We start from the raw sequence: 14,011 nt of genomic DNA, 5'->3' as shown, positions 1-14,011 counted from the left end.
TTGGCCGCCTGCCATCGGAGGCCACCCCGGTATGCGCCCCTCGCTGTCCGCTTGCCTCGATTCGATCAACGCCATCGTGCTGGGCAAGGATCATCAGGTCCGCCTGGCGCTCGCCTGCCTGCTCGCCGGCGGGCATCTACTGATCGAAGACCTGCCCGGCATGGGCAAGACTACCCTAAGCCAGGCGCTGGCCAGAGTGCTTGGCCTGGACTTTCAACGCATCCAGTTCACCTCCGACCTGTTGCCCAGCGATATTCTCGGCACTTCTGTCTTCGATAAGGGCAGTGGCCAGTTCCAGTTCCACCCAGGCCCGATCTTCGCCGGGCTTATCCTGGCGGACGAGATCAACCGCGCCACGCCAAAAAGCCAGAGCGCCCTGTTGGAGGCGATGGAGGAGGGCCAGGTGACCATCGAAGGTGCCACTCGCCCATTGCCTTCACCCTTTTTCGTGATCGCCACGCAGAACCCTAGCCACCAGGGCGGCACCTTTGCCTTGCCCGAGTCGCAGTTGGATCGTTTTCTGATGCGGCTGTCGCTGGGCTATCCGGCACAAGCGGCCGAGCGCGCCTTGCTCACCGGCCAGGCTCGGCGGGAGATGCTCCCGCAGTTGCCAGCGCTGCTGGGCGAGGGAGAGTTGCAGCGGTTGCAGGCCGACGCGCGGCAGGTGAGGGTCAGTGAGCCCCTGGTGGATTACGTATTGCGCCTGGTTGAGGCGACCCGGACCCAACCACCATTCGCCTCGGGCCTTTCGCCGCGAGGCAGCCTGGCACTGGTGGCGGCGGCGCGGGCCTGGGCGCTGCTGTGTGGCCGCGACTATGTGATACCCGAAGATGTGCAGGCCGTGTTGCCCGCGGTGGCAGGGCATCGCCTACGCGAGCGCGCCGACCCCACCGGCCAGGGCGGCGGGGCGCTGGTGCAATGGCTGTTGCGTGAGGTCCCGGCATTGTGAAGGCGGCGCTGGCGCTGCGCCTGCGGCGTTGGCAAGACCGCCGCGCCCCTGCATCGGCGCGGGTGCGGCTAGACCACAAGCGGGTGTATATCCTGCCCAGCCGGGTCGGCTGCGCCTATGGCGCCACGCTGTCGTTTATTCTGCTGGCGGCCATCAACTACCAAAACAGTTTGGCCTATGCGCTGGTGTTCGTATTGGGCTCGCTCTTCATGGCCGCGATGTTGCACACCTTCCGCAACCTCAGTGGGTTGGAGATCACCAGTGCGACGCCTTCGCCTGTGTTCGCCTGTGAGCAAGCGTTGTTTGGCGTGTTGTTGGAAAGCACAGGCAAGGCGCACCAGGCGATCTGGGTGGGCTTTGCCGGCCAACCGGCCCAGCGGGTTTCGGTTGCCCAAGGCCAGGCGGCTCGGCTCCAGTTGCCACTGGCCAGTGCGCGCCGAGGTTGGCTCGATGCCCCCCGGGTTCGCTTGCACACTGACTTTCCGCTGGGCCTGTTGCATTGCTGGAGCTGGGTACGCGGCGGGCAGCGGGCGCTGGTGTATCCCCAGCCATTGCCCGGTGAGCTGCCACGCCAGCTCGGTGCAGCCTCGCCCCAGGAGGCTGAAGGCCTGATGACCGCAGGCCCGGGTGCTGATGACTTTCAGGGGCTTAATGAATACCAGCCGGGCGACCTCTGGCGCCGGGTTCACTGGAAGGCCTGGTCCCGGGGCGGCCCGTTGTTGGTCAAAACCTTTGGACAGGCCAGCGGCCAGGACCTGACCCTGGATTTCGACGCATTGGACGGCGAACAGGAGGGCCGCCTGGGCCTGTTGTGTTTCTGGGTGCTGGCCCTGTGCGAACAGCAGCGGCCCTTCACCCTGCGCTTGCCTGGCCAGCACTGGGGCCCGGCGTGCGATGAGGCTCATCGCAGCGTCTGCTTGCGTGCACTGGCGCTGTTCGGAGTGCGGGCGTGAGCCGCCGGCCGATCCCCCGGGCGGGGCTTGCCTGGCTATTGGCGGGCCAGGCGCTGGTGCTGCTGCCGCTGTGGTTCGAGCTACCGCCCTGGCTGTTGTTGTTGTGGCTGTTGTGTACAGGGTGGCGGGTGCAGATGTACCGCTCACGCTTGCGCCCCCCGAGCCGGGGGCTGCGCGGGCTCATCACCGTGCTGGCCGCCGTAGCGGTTTACGTAAGCGGTGGCGGCGGGTTTGGGCTGGAGATCATGGCGGCGCTGCTGGTGGCTGCTTTCGTCCTCAAGCTGCTCGAGCTCGACGGCCCGCGCGATGCCTGGGTGCTGATCCTGCTAGGGCTGTTCTGCCAGGTGGTGGCGTTTTTGTTCGACGCCAGCCTGCCGTGGGCGCTGTACAGCCTGCTGCCGCTGGCCGCACTGGTGGCGGCGATGATCGGTTTGCAGGGCGGCGAGGGCGCTCGGCAAGCGCCACGCCTGGCCTGTAGCCTTCTGCTGCAGGCCGTACCCTTGGCGCTGTTGTTGTTTCTATGCTTTCCACGCATGGCGCCGCTGTGGTCGTTGCCGCTGAACGATCACCAAGGCCGCACGGGCCTGGATGACAACGCTAGCCCGGCCGATATCGCGCAACTGGCGCAGTCGCCCGAGCTGGTGTTTCGCGCCAGTTTCGAAGGTGCCATGCCGCCACGCACACTGCTGTATTGGCGCGCTTTCACGCTGGAGCGTTTCGATGGCCGGCGCTGGCTGCAGGGGCTTTCACGTACGAGCCAGGCCCAGCCCTGGCCGGAGCAAGGGCCGGTGGTGAGCTACCGCATCATCCAGGAACCCAACGACCGGCCCTGGCTGTTTGCCCTCGATACCGGCCGCACGGTGCTGGCCGCTGTGAGCCAGCGATTGGATTACCGCCTGCAACGCAACCGCCCGGTTGACCAAACCTTCGGCTATGACGTGAAGTCCTGGCCCCAGGTTGTCAGAGACCCCAGCCTCAGCGAACCCATGCGCCGGCAGAGCCTGCAACTCCCGGCCCAGGGCGATCCGCGCAGCCGGGCCTGGGCGGCCGAGTTGGCGCGGCAGTACCCCGAGCCGCCAGCGCTGGTGGCGGCACTGCTAGCGCGTTTCCACGATCAGGACTACCACTACACCCTGCGCCCGGACACGCTCGGGCAGAACAGCATCGATGAGTTTTTGTTCGACACCCGCCGTGGTTTCTGTGGGCACTATGCCGGTGCCATGACCTTTGTGCTTCGCGCTGCTGGCATTCCCGCCCGTATGGTGGTCGGCTATCAGGGTGGCGAGCTCAACCCCGGTGGTAATTACCTCAGCGTGCGCCAATACGACGCCCACGCCTGGGTTGAGTACTGGCAGGCCGGGCAAGGTTGGCAGGCTGTCGACCCGACTTTTGCGGTCGCGCCGCAGCGGGTCGAGCAGGGCTTGGCCGAAGCGTTGGCCCAGGATGAGCCGTTTCTTCAGAGCAACGCTTTGCGCTTTCGCAACCTGGCCTGGCTCAACACGCTGCGCCTTGGCTGGGATAACCTCAACTACGGCTGGGAACGATGGGTGCTGGGCTATCAGCAGGCCGAGCAGGGCGCTCTGCTTTGGCGCTGGTTTCGCGGTTGGGCACCTTGGGTGCTGCCCGTGGGCGGCGGGTTGATTCTGCTGGGGCTCGCATTGGCCGTGCTCCAGCCTTGGCGGCAGCGGCCGGACCCGCTGCTGGTGAGTTTCGCGCGGTTCGAACGGCTGCTCGCACCGCATGGTTTGCTGCGCCTGCCGGGGGAGGGCCCGCGTGACTACGCCACCCGGGCCAGCGCGGCGTTGCCGGCGGCCCGTTGGGCGATACAGGCCTTCATGAACGCCTGGCTGGCCCAGCGTTATGCAGGCCAGCCAGCGACCCCGCAGGCGTTGGCCATGGCACTGAAAACGCTTCGTCGTGAACTCAAGCACACCTGAAGAAGGAACCCGCAAGATGGCTTCGACGCTGGATCCGCTGATCGCTCACCTGATCGCCATTGAGCTTCGCCTGATCACCTGCCGAGAACGGCTGGCGGCACATACCGACAGCGAGGCGCTGCACGATTTACGCACGACCGTGCGTCGCCTGCGCAGCCTGCTGAGGCCTTTGCGCGGGCTGCCTGGCATCGACCGCCTGGAGGATGGTGCTCGTGCGCTTGGGCAGCTTACCACCCCGATGCGCGACCGCGAGGTGCTGGCTGCCCATCTACTGGAGCAGGGTTATCCTGAGCTGGCCTATCCTCGCCAGCAGGCCGCCGCAGCGGCCTTCACCCAAGTGGCTCGCTGCAGCCAACTGTCTCAGCTGCTCAATCTGCTCAGTGCCATCGTGCCGCTGCTGCGCACCGCGCAGCGCAATGGAGTGATCGAGCACTTGGGCCGGATGGTCGATAAACGCCTGGCCAAGCAGCACCGGCAGTTGCGCAAGGCGCTGGCTGACCCGGCCCACGATCGGCATCGGCTGCGCCTGCTGATCAAGCGGGTGCGCTATGCGGCCGAGGCCTACCCCGAACGCGAGCCCTTGCCCAAGGGTATGGCCAAAGCGTTGAAGAAGGCCCAAGAGGCGCTGGGCGACTGGCACGACCATGTGCAATGGCTGCGCCGTGCCGAAGAAGAGCCCGAGCTCGCCCCGCTCGCAGCGCAATGGCAAGCCGCTCAGGACGAAGCCGAGGGCAGATCGGACAAGGCGCTGTCACAACTGGCCCGTTACATGAAAAAGTAGGGCCCCTCTCGCCAGGACGCCCAACCATGACCCTTCACGAGCTCTTCGACGCTGCCCGCCAGCCGCCTCACACCCTCAGCGTGCCCAGCCACTGGAGCCAGGGCAGGGCGGCCTACGGAGGGTTGATGGCGGCCCTGCTGTATGAGGCGATGGGTTGCCATGCGCCGGTCGATGCGCCGCTGCGCAGCCTCACCGTCACCTTCGTAGGCCCTGCGCAGGTGGGCGCGCCGATTCATTTCGAGCCGCAGGTGCTGCGGCGCGGCAAATCGGTCACCAGCCTGCTGTGCATAGCGCGCCAGAACGGTGAAATTGTGACCACGGCCCAGGCCTGCTTTGGGGCACCACGGGCCTCTGCTATCGCCGTCACTGCTCGCCCGGCGCCAGGCCTGCCTGCCCGTGATCGCTGCGCACAGGTGCGCGCCCAGGGCGGATGGCCGGCCTATCTGGAACATTTGGAAATGTACTGGGGGCTGGGCGGCATGCCGTTCAGTGGCACGCCTTCCCCCGCCATTGGCGGCTGGATGAGGCTACCCGAGACGGAGAGCGACCAGCCACTGGATGTGGCCCGGCTGATAGTGCTCGCCGATGCCTGGCCGCCAGCCGTGCTCCCGCACCTGAACGGGCCGGCGCCCGCCAGCACGCTGAGTTGGACGTTGGAGTGCCGGCAGCCACTGCCTGCGATCGGCGCAGGGCAGTGGCTGCAGTACGAAGCAGTGGTTGAGCATGCCGCTGACGGCTATGGCCACGCAGCCGCCGCCCTCTGGACGGAAACCGGCGAGTTGGTGGCGCTCAGCCGGCAGACGGTGACGGTATTCGGTTAAGCCTGGGGCTTGGCCATCGATGCGGCCAGGCACAGTGCGCCGATCAACATCTCGACTGGGCTCGAGCACGCCAGGCCCGCCGCTACCAGCAGGCCGCCGACCACCAGCAGGGGAACGGCCAACGGTGAGCGTGCAGTGGTTTCAGGGAAATGGCCAACGGAGGTAACGAGGCGGCGGATCATGGGGCTACTCCTGCAAACGAAGGTTTGCGAAATCATTCTTGATTACAGAGTAGCCCTGCCGCAGGGCTTGGGATAATCAACCTTGGCTATGGGCGTTATAGCCGCAACTGGCCAATCGCCTTGGTCAGGCCGGTCGCCAGCACCGCCAGCTCATCGCTGGTGGCCGCTGAATCGGTGGTCTGGCGCACCGTATGCTCAGTCACTTCCCGAATGCTCACTACCGACCGGCTCATGTCTTCGGCCACCTGGCTCTGCTGCTCGGCGGCGACCGCAATCTGGGTATTGCTCTCGCGCATCTGCCGTACGGCGTCGGTGATTTCCTTCAGTGAGCCGGCGGCCTGGGCCGCCTGTTCGACACAGGCATCTGCCTTGATCGAGCTGTCGCGCATGAAGTCCACAGCGTCGCGTGTGCCGGCCTGCAGGGCGTTGATCATGGTGGTGATCTCGTCGGTGCTGCCCTGCACCCGCTTGGCCAGGTTGCGCACCTCATCGGCCACCACCGCGAAGCCACGGCCCATGTCGCCGGCGCGGGCGGCCTCGATGGCGGCATTGAGCGCCAGCAGGTTGGTCTGTTCTGCGATGCTGTGAATCACGTTCACCATACCGGTGATCTTCTCGCTGTCCTGAGCCAACTGCTGGATCATTTCGGCGGTTTGCTGCACGCCGCCGCTGAGCCCGGCGATCGACTCACTCACTCGGCGCACTGCTTGTTGGCCGTTGCCTGTGAGCTGGTCGGCCTGCTCGGAAAGCGTGCGGGTAGCTTTGGCATGTTCAGCGATATGGTGCACGGTTGCCGTCATTTCAGTGATGGCGGTGGCGGCCTGATCGGTCTCGCTCTGTTGCCCGATCATGCCCTGGCGCACCTTGGCCATCCGCTCAGCCAGGTGGGCCGCGCCACTGTCCAGTTGCCCGGCGCTCTGGGCAACGGTACCCACCACCCGTGCGTACCCAGCCTGCAGCGCGTTGAACGCGTTGCCCATCTGCCCGACCTCGTCCTCGCCCTGCACCTGGGCACGGGCGCTGAGGTCGCCGCTGCGCTCGACGTGCACCATCACATCGCGCAATGCGTTGAGCTGGCTCAGGATAAAACGGATGAGCAGCTGCGAGGCAGCCAGCAATACCAGCATCAACACCAGCACCGCCCCGGCGTATTGGCCCAGGTGGCTGAGGAAGACGTCCGAGTAGCTGGGCGCAGGCTGAGCAATCTTGGCCAACGACTGTTGCTCCAGCGCCACGGCGTAAAGCACCAGCATGCCCGTGGTAACGAAGGCTACGGCGTTCACAGCCCAGAACTTGTATTTCAGCGAAAGGTTGCGAAGCCAATGCATGAGGCGTCCTCTGACAGGCGATGAATGGCGCGGGGCCAGTATTGTCACGTGCCAAGATGACGCTTTTGTTGATCCAGATCAATCCACATCCGGGAGGTTGAAGAAGGTACGAGCACAGGCGGTGGTGTGCGCGGCCAGCTCTACCTCGGTCTCGCTTCGATGGCGTGCCACTTCGCGCAGCACCTCGGGCAGGTAGGCGGGCTCGTTGCGGCCGCTTTTGGGTTTGGGCCGCAGCGTGCGAGGCAACAGCCATGGCGCATCGGTCTCCAGCATCAGCCGGCCGCACGGGATGCTTGCCACCAGAGGGTGAAGGTGGCTGCCGCGGCGTTCGTCGCAAATCCAGCCGGTGATGCCGATATGCAGGTCCAGATCCAGATAGGCGAAAAGCGCCTGGCGGTCGCCGGTGAAACAATGCACCACGGCCGCCGGCAGATGATCGCGATATGCCTTGAGGATGGCCAGCAGGCGGGGGTGGGCGTCTCGCTCGTGCACGAACACCGGTAACCGTTTTTGCGCAGCTATGGCCAGCTGCGCTTCAAAGGCGGCTTCCTGGGCCGGGCGAGGTGAGAAGTCGCGGTTGAAATCCAGCCCGCATTCACCCACTGCCACCACCTGCCGTTCGTCGAGCAGGGCCGCCAGCGGTCGCTCGCTCGCCGGGCTCCAGTGGCTGGCATCATGAGGGTGAACCCCCGCCGTGCAGAACAGCCGCTGGCCCCCCGGGTCGAGCCGACGTGCCAGTTCCAGAGCCGCTTCGCTCCCGGCAAGGCTGGTGCCGGTGAGTACCATCTGCACCACGTTCGCCGCTTCGGCGCGCTCGATCAGGGCCTGGTGCTGGCCATCGAACTGGGAGGCGGTCAGGTTGACGCCGATGTCGATCAATTGCATGGTGGCTACCTTCAGGCAAGACGCAACAGCATACCAGAGCCGGATAAAACCAAGAAAAGCCAAGAACTTCAGTGACTTGGCGCAGTCCGAGGGCAACGCCCGCGGAGGGTGGACGGGGGATTGCCATTGAAACGTTCTTTTTTGCTGCTGGCCACCAGCCTGCTGTTGCCGGCCTGTGCCTTGGCCAAGGGCCATGGGCCTGATGCAGTGCCGCATGCTGCTGCGGTGCGTGACCTGCCCGAGATTCGCCGGGCACACGTATTGCGTGTGCTGGTCAACCAGAGCCGCAACAGCTCGGGTAGTGTCGGCGGGCAGGTGGTGGGTATCGAAGACCAGCGCCTGCACGCGTTCGAGCGATTTCTTGCAAGCGCCTCTGGCGGCGGCCAGAAAGTGACCTTCAAGTTGATCCCCCGGGCCAAGGAGCAGCTGCTGGCGGCGCTGGCGCGTGGGGAAGGGGACTTGGTCGCGCCGGGCGAGGCAATGGACCTGGCCAACGCGCAGAACGTGACCGGCAGCCAGCCGACCGTTGCGGGGTCGTCGTTGGTGTTGGTGGGCCCCAAGGGCGGCCGGCGCTACGCCCAACTGGACCAGCTCTCCGGCAAAACCCTGGTGTTGCCCAGCGGCAGCGCCGCCGGCGAGCCCCTGGCGGCCCTCAATGCCCGCTTGCAGGCACGCAAGCGCGCGCCGGTGAAGGTGGAATGGGCCGACCCGAGCCTGGCAGTGGAAGACGTGCTGGAGATGGTCGAGGCGAAGGTGTACCCGCTAACGATCGTCGAGCAGCCGATCGCCACCCGGTGGGCCCGTGTGATGCCTGGCCTCGCGCCGCAGCACCAGGTGGCGTTGGCCGCGCCCGCTGGCATGCGTTGGTATACACGGGCCCAGGCGCCCCAGCTGCGCGAGCAGGTCGACGCCTTTCTCAAGGGGTACAAGGCCTCTAGCCAGCAGGACCAGGCGCTGGCGAAGGCTTACTCACCGCTCTACAAGATCCACAACCCTCTTGCGCGGGCAGACCGCCAGCGCCTGGAAACCCTGCGGCCTGTGCTGCAGCACAATGCTGCGCAAGCGGGCCTCGATTGGCTGGACCTCGCCGCGCTGGCGTTCAAAGAGTCAGCTTTCGACCCAGCCGCACGCGGCGGCAAGGGCGCGACCGGGCTGCTGCAGATCACCCCGCAGGCCGCTCAACGCGTCGGCGTGCAAGGCATTGGCGAGGTGGACAACAACGTCAAGGCGGGTGCGCGTTACCTGTCGATGATTCGCCAGCGCTTTTTCGCCAGCCGGCAACTGGCTGAGCGCGAGCGCATGGCCTTCACCCTGGCAGCCTGGAACCTGGGCCCTGAGCGGGTGCAGGCGATGCGCGCCGAAGCGCGCCGTCGTGGGCTGAACCCCAACCAATGGTTCTTCCAGGTCGAGCGTATCGCCCAGGAGCAGGCGGGCATGGCCCCGGTGAGTTTCGTGAATGCGGTGAACAAGTACTACCTTGCCTTTGCGCGTGAGCGCGAAAGCCTGGAGCCGCGTGACCGCGGCGTGGCCAGCCGTTGAGCGCGCCTTGACAATCCCCGGCAGCGTTTCATAGGATCGCTGCCTCATGCGCCGATTTAGACAGCTACTTGCGGGGCGCAGCCAGGCGATATGGGCCGGCAAAATACCGCTAAAACGCTGGCTCGGTGATGCCTCCCACCCCGCCCGGCGAAGTTTGCGAGGCGGAGAAAGCCCCAATGAGTTGCCCACGCCCCATCGTCTGCCTGGCCCCGCTGCCTGCGGCTCGCCATTCCCCCCGTATCTTGCTGTGCGGCCAGCACCAGCCCACGCTGCTCAGATGCCTCGACGGCTGGCCCCGGCGCAATGGGAAGGCCACGGCGTTGGCTATTCGTTTCGTCGAGCGCGGCCATGACCTGTCGACCATTGCCGACGATCACTTCGACCTGGCTGTGGTCGAGTCACCCAGCGCGGCCCAGGCCCAAGCGGTCATCAGCCATCTGGTACGTATCGCCCGCCAGGGCCTGGTCAGGCTCTGAGCCGGCCCGCGCCTTAACCTTGAGCGCCCCGGCCGAGCGGGGTGAGGCGCATGAAACTGGCAAGCGCACCCACCAACGCGAAAGCACAGCCCAGCCACAGCGCGACATAAGCGCCTTGCGCACTGCTCAGGTGAAAACACAGCGCCACCAACGCCGCCCCCAGGGTTTGGCCTAACAGCCTCGAGGTGGCCACCACGCCACTGGCGCCGCCGCTGCGATGTGCAGGGGCACTGGTCATCAAGGCCTTGAGGTTTGGCGACTGGAAAAAACCAAACCCTGCGCCGCATAGCGCCATGCGCCAGGCGATGTCCCATTGCGCCGCACCTGGCCCGAGCAAGGCCAGCGCCAGCATGCCGGCACTCAACATCAAAAGCCCCAAGCCACACAACGCTCCCGGTGGGTAGCGATCAGACAACCTGCCCGCCACCAGCGCCATCAACGCCACCACCGCTGGCCAAGGCGTGATCAGGTAGCCGGTGGCTACCTGGCTGTGGCCAAGCTGGTGTTGCAGCAAAAATGGCAACGCCACGAACGCCAGGCCCTGGGTGCTGAAAGAACACACCGCTGTAAGCGACGACAGCGCGAACAACGGCCGGCGATACAGGTCCTGTGCCAGGATCGGTGCCGGGTGCTGGGCCTGGCGGCGCAGCAGGGTGATGCCGCAGGCTATTGCCACCGCCAGTTCCAGCAGGGCCCAGCTGCCCGCGCCGCCTTGAGCGCTGCTGGTGAGTGCCAAAGTCAGGCTGGCGAACAGGCCGGCGCAGAGTATCGCGGCAGTGCGGTCGTAGGGATGAGGCGAAGGCTCGGTGCGCGGAAGGTTTCGAAACGCCATTACCGCCGCCGCCAGGCCCAGGGGCACGTTGATCAGAAACAGCCAATGCCAGGAAGCGACGCTCAAAATCGCAGAGGCTACGGTCGGGCCCAAGGTGAACGAGAGGCCCACCACCAGCGAGTTGATGCCCATGCCCTTGCCGAGCATCTTCGATGGGTAGATAAACCGCAGCAACGCCGCATTCACGCTCATCAGCGCAGCCGCCCCCAGCCCTTGAAACACCCGCGCGATAGCCAGCGACGGCAGCGACCAGGCCAAACCGCACACCAGCGAGGCGGTGACGAACACGGCAAGGCCCCCAAGGTACACCCGGCGGTGCCCCAGCACTTCGCCCAACGAGGCAAAGGGCAACAGCGTTGCCAACATCACCAGTTGATAAGCGTTGACCACCCAGATCACTGCCGCCGAATCGGTATCGAGCGAGCGAGCCAGGGTGGGCAGGGCGGTGTTGACGATCGCGGTGTCGAGGGTAGCCATACCCACGGCCAGGCACACGGCGATCACTGCGGGGATCAAGCGGTCACGGGGCAAACCATCGGTAGGCGCGGGCATGGGCGCTCCTTGGCGAGAGAAGGCCACAGGGTAGAGCTTTGCGCGGCCGGCTCCAAGCATTGCAACGTGCGCGGTTCAGAAATAACGCAGCCAGAAGCATGCCCCCGAGCATGGCGTTCAACCCGGCCAGCACCGGCGGCGTTTTCTATCAGAAGTATTTGAGCCAGGTGATATCCCGCCGCCGCGCCTTGAGCTGGGCGAAGGCCTGAACGGGCCGGTACAGCAGCAGCGCAAGCATCAGTGTTGCCACCCAGAGCATCCACACCTGGCTAAAGCCGAAATAACTGCCCTGGTTGTTGCCCCATTGTGCCTGGCAGGCCAGGTACAGCAACTTGAGCACGTACAGGTGAAGCAGGTAAAAAAACATCGGTGCCGCGCCGAAGGTCGCCAACCATCGGCACAGGCGCGCCCCTTGCCAGCGGTCCAGCGTGGCCAGCAGGCACAGGCCAATGCCCAGCGTCAGCGCCAGAAACACCAGCGAAGGCGGGTACTTGGTGACGTTGAACAGGCTCATCAGGGTATGGGTAAAGTCGGCCCCGGCGTGCCATGGCTTTTCGCCGTAGCCGTTGATTGCGCGTAGCGCAGCGAACAGCGTCAGTGCGCCCAGCCCTGCGAGCCACAGCCGCCGCGGCCGCTGGCTGGCAGAGGCCTTGATGCTGAACCAAGGCCCGGTGGCGTAGCCCAGGGTGATCACACCGATCCAGGGCAACAACGGGTAGGAGGTGCGCACACGCAGGCTGTCGGCCACTTCAAGCCAGCCGCGGTCATGCAGGATCGCCCAAGGCACATGGGCGAAGTGGCTGGCCGCGAAGTGAGTGCTGTCGAGCAGGTTATGGCCGCAGATCAATACCAGCCCCAGCAGCGCCAGCAGTGGGCGCGGCAGCCACAGCAATGCCGCCAGAGTGAGCATGCAAAGGCCGATGGCCCAGATCACCTGCAGGTAGATCACCTGAGGCGGGAAGCTGAAGGTCCAGGCGAAGTTCACCAACGTCAGCTCAAGCAGTATCAGCACCAGCCCCCGCTTGAGCAGAAATCGGCTTGCGGCGCCGGGCGAGGGATTCTTTTCGGCGTAAAGCCACGCTGAGAGGCCGGTGAGAAACACGAAGACTGGCGCACACAGGTGCGCCAGAGTCCGGCTGAGGAACAGCGCAGGCTCTGTGCTGGCCACATCCATCGGGTCGCCGACCTGGCGATGCAGAAAAAAGGTTTCGCGAACATGGTCGAGCAGCATCAGCACGATGACCAGGCCGCGCAGTGCGTCAATGGCCTGGAGGCGGGAATAGGTGAGCGGCATGGGTAGGCTATCTGAACAAATGAGATGTAATACTATTACATTAAAAGATGTTCAGGTTCCAGTGGTTGCCGCGGCCCGGGATGGAGCGTTGGCAGGGCGTTTGCCGGGCGCTACGGCGCTCAATAGAGCACGTGGCCCGGCAAACCGCCCTGGCGCTTCTAGGCGTTAACCCGCGTCAGGGCGCAGGATTCGGGTGGCGCTGGTGAATGGCTTCGATCCCTTCCAGCACCTGCGGCGGCAGCACCAGCGTTGCACTTTCAAGGTTGCTCGCCAGTTGTTCGAGCGAGGTGGCGCCGATGATGTTGCTGGTCACGAACGGCTGTTGCGTCACGAATGCCAATGCCATCTGCGCAGGATCCAGGCCGTGCTGATTCGCCAGCTCCACGTAAGCTTGTGTCGCTGCAACCGCTTGCGGGTTGTTGTAACGCTGGAAGCGCTCGAACAATGTCAGGCGTGCCTTGGCCGGCCGTGCGCCGTTGAGGTACTTGCCTGCCAGCACGCCGAACGCCAAGGGTGAATAGGCCAGCAGCCCGATCTGCTCGCGCAGGGCGATTTCCGCCAAGCCCACCTCGAAGGTGCGGTTGAGCAGGTTATAGGGGTTCTGGATCGACACCACGCGCGGCCATCCGCGGCTTTCGGCCAGGTGCGCAAAGCGCATCGTGCCCCACGGGGTTTCGTTGGACAGGCCGATGTGGCGCACCTTGCCGGCCTTGACCAGCTCGTCGAGCACTTCCAGGGTTTCTTCGATGGGCGTGGAGTGGTCGGCAGGGTCGTGGGTGTAGCCCAGCTGGCCGAAGTAATTGGCCTTGCGGTCGGGCCAGTGCAGTTGGTAGAGGTCAAGGTAATCGGTGTTCAGGCGCTTGAGGCTGGCCTCCAGCGCTTGGGTAATGTTCTTGCGGTCCAGCCGAAGGTTGCCGTCCCGGATGTGGTCCATGCGGCCTGGGCCGACCACTTTACTCGCCAAAACCCAATCGGCGCGGTCGCCGTATCGCTTGAAGTAGTTACCGATGATGCGCTCGGTGGTGGCGTAGGTTTCGCCGCCCGGGGGGACTGGGTACATCTCGGCAGTGTCGAGCACGTTCACCTGGGCATCTTTGGCCATGCGGATCTGCTCGAAGGCCTCAGCCTCAGTGTTCTGCTCGCCCCAGGTCATGGTGCCCAGGGTGATGGCGCTGACTTTCAGGCCTGTGCGGCCCAGTTCGCGGTATTCCATTGGTTTTCCTTGTGGCTAGTGGCGCAGGCATCAGCCTGGCGTTACGTGGAGGCGGCGGGAGAGAAAGATCGCTCGGAGCGCCCTTTTGTCGGAAATATTTAGCAAACTAATTATTTCACGTCCATCACCTGCGTTATCATACAACCGCCACGGGCAAGGCTCCCCTCCGTGCCCGGCATTCGTGATCGCACCGGCTCGAGTTCGAGAAGCCGGCCGGGCACCGAGCTTTGTTCGAGGGCCAATTCGGCGCCAGCGCGCCGCACTGTCCA

General features: G+C 65.2%; 13 protein-coding genes. 7 read left to right on the top strand and 6 right to left on the bottom strand.

All coding sequences use genetic code 11. The features are described 5' to 3' along the window. The first annotated feature begins 31 nt into the window (after positions 1–31). From F474_RS03680 to F474_RS03660, 5 genes are read left to right on the top strand one after another with little or no spacing between them, the layout of a single operon-like run. Positions 32–949: a MoxR family ATPase gene (locus F474_RS03680; RefSeq protein WP_097083888.1), complete on the top strand. Its 918-nt coding sequence runs from the start codon at positions 32–34 to the stop codon at positions 947–949. Further along, positions 946–1,902 (top strand): DUF58 domain-containing protein, encoded by a 957-nt coding sequence (locus F474_RS03675; protein ID WP_176510713.1) that lies wholly within the window; start codon positions 946–948, stop codon positions 1,900–1,902. Before F474_RS03680 ends, F474_RS03675 begins: the two co-directional genes overlap by 4 nt. Continuing rightward, positions 1,863–3,839, top strand: coding sequence for a DUF3488 and DUF4129 domain-containing transglutaminase family protein (locus F474_RS03670; protein WP_371916123.1), 1,977 nt, complete (start codon positions 1,863–1,865; stop codon positions 3,837–3,839). Before F474_RS03675 ends, F474_RS03670 begins: the two co-directional genes overlap by 40 nt. A gap of 16 nt (positions 3,840–3,855) precedes the next feature. After that, positions 3,856–4,620, top strand: a complete 765-nt coding sequence (locus F474_RS03665; RefSeq protein ID WP_097083890.1) for a CHAD domain-containing protein — start codon at positions 3,856–3,858, stop codon at positions 4,618–4,620. Positions 4,621–4,646: 26 nt separating this feature from the next. Then, positions 4,647–5,441 carry an acyl-CoA thioesterase II gene (locus tag F474_RS03660; RefSeq protein WP_097083891.1) on the top strand — a complete coding sequence of 265 codons (795 nt, stop codon included), beginning with the start codon at positions 4,647–4,649 and terminating at the stop codon, positions 5,439–5,441. Here the strand turns inward: F474_RS03660 and F474_RS03655 are convergent. The 3 genes from F474_RS03655 to F474_RS03645 all read right to left on the bottom strand — a co-directional run bounded on the left by F474_RS03655 (position 5,438) and on the right by F474_RS03645 (position 7,836). Then, positions 5,438–5,623, bottom strand: a complete 186-nt coding sequence (locus F474_RS03655) for a hypothetical protein (protein ID WP_097083892.1) — start codon at positions 5,621–5,623, stop codon at positions 5,438–5,440. The two genes, F474_RS03660 and F474_RS03655, sit on opposite strands and share 4 nt — an antisense overlap. A gap of 95 nt (positions 5,624–5,718) precedes the next feature. Beyond that, positions 5,719–6,951: a methyl-accepting chemotaxis protein gene (locus F474_RS03650; protein ID WP_097083893.1), complete on the bottom strand. Its 1,233-nt coding sequence runs from the start codon at positions 6,949–6,951 to the stop codon at positions 5,719–5,721. A gap of 78 nt (positions 6,952–7,029) precedes the next feature. After that, the gene (locus tag F474_RS03645) at positions 7,030–7,836 is read right to left on the bottom strand and encodes a TatD family hydrolase (RefSeq protein WP_097083894.1); all 807 of its coding nucleotides are present in this window, start codon (positions 7,834–7,836) and stop codon (positions 7,030–7,032) included. A 126-nt stretch (positions 7,837–7,962) separates the two neighbouring features. Between F474_RS03645 and F474_RS03640 the strand changes: the two genes are divergently transcribed. Both F474_RS03640 and F474_RS03635 read left to right on the top strand, forming a co-directional pair. Next, positions 7,963–9,375: a transglycosylase SLT domain-containing protein gene (locus tag F474_RS03640; protein ID WP_097083895.1), complete on the top strand. Its 1,413-nt coding sequence runs from the start codon at positions 7,963–7,965 to the stop codon at positions 9,373–9,375. Positions 9,376–9,551: 176 nt separating this feature from the next. Next, positions 9,552–9,851 carry a hypothetical protein gene (locus tag F474_RS03635; RefSeq protein WP_097083896.1) on the top strand — a complete coding sequence of 100 codons (300 nt, stop codon included), beginning with the start codon at positions 9,552–9,554 and terminating at the stop codon, positions 9,849–9,851. 13 nt (positions 9,852–9,864) lie between these two features. On the opposite strand, the gene F474_RS03630 is transcribed toward F474_RS03635, so the two are convergent. From F474_RS03630 to F474_RS03620, 3 genes are all read right to left on the bottom strand, one after another. Next, the gene (locus F474_RS03630; protein WP_097083897.1) at positions 9,865–11,235 is read right to left on the bottom strand and encodes an MFS transporter; all 1,371 of its coding nucleotides are present in this window, start codon (positions 11,233–11,235) and stop codon (positions 9,865–9,867) included. Between the two features lie 148 nt (positions 11,236–11,383). Beyond that, positions 11,384–12,529 carry a DUF1624 domain-containing protein gene (locus F474_RS03625; RefSeq protein ID WP_097083898.1) on the bottom strand — a complete coding sequence of 382 codons (1,146 nt, stop codon included), beginning with the start codon at positions 12,527–12,529 and terminating at the stop codon, positions 11,384–11,386. Positions 12,530–12,704: 175 nt separating this feature from the next. Further along, complete coding sequence (locus F474_RS03620) at positions 12,705–13,742, bottom strand: NADP(H)-dependent aldo-keto reductase (RefSeq protein ID WP_097083899.1); 1,038 nt, start codon at positions 13,740–13,742, stop codon at positions 12,705–12,707. Between the last annotated feature and the right edge of the window lie 269 nt (positions 13,743–14,011).

This window comes from Pseudomonas sp. URIL14HWK12:I12, assembly GCF_003097135.1.
In the GTDB taxonomy this organism is placed as follows: domain Bacteria; phylum Pseudomonadota; class Gammaproteobacteria; order Pseudomonadales; family Pseudomonadaceae; genus Aquipseudomonas.
Note: the sequence above shows the minus strand (reverse complement) of the source record. Positions and strands in the feature narration are given on the sequence as shown.

Coding starts and splice junctions, on each gene's coding strand:
- F474_RS03680 (WP_097083888.1), top strand. CDS start 32: ATGCGCCCCTCGCTGTCCGCTTGCCTCGATTCGATCAACGCCATCGTG.
- F474_RS03665 (WP_097083890.1), top strand. CDS start 3,856: ATGGCTTCGACGCTGGATCCGCTGATCGCTCACCTGATCGCCATTGAG.
- F474_RS03660 (WP_097083891.1), top strand. CDS start 4,647: ATGACCCTTCACGAGCTCTTCGACGCTGCCCGCCAGCCGCCTCACACC.
- F474_RS03655 (WP_097083892.1), bottom strand. CDS start 5,623: ATGATCCGCCGCCTCGTTACCTCCGTTGGCCATTTCCCTGAAACCACT.
- F474_RS03650 (WP_097083893.1), bottom strand. CDS start 6,951: ATGCATTGGCTTCGCAACCTTTCGCTGAAATACAAGTTCTGGGCTGTG.
- F474_RS03645 (WP_097083894.1), bottom strand. CDS start 7,836: ATGCAATTGATCGACATCGGCGTCAACCTGACCGCCTCCCAGTTCGAT.
- F474_RS03635 (WP_097083896.1), top strand. CDS start 9,552: ATGAGTTGCCCACGCCCCATCGTCTGCCTGGCCCCGCTGCCTGCGGCT.
- F474_RS03630 (WP_097083897.1), bottom strand. CDS start 11,235: ATGCCCGCGCCTACCGATGGTTTGCCCCGTGACCGCTTGATCCCCGCA.
- F474_RS03625 (WP_097083898.1), bottom strand. CDS start 12,529: ATGCCGCTCACCTATTCCCGCCTCCAGGCCATTGACGCACTGCGCGGC.
- F474_RS03620 (WP_097083899.1), bottom strand. CDS start 13,742: ATGGAATACCGCGAACTGGGCCGCACAGGCCTGAAAGTCAGCGCCATC.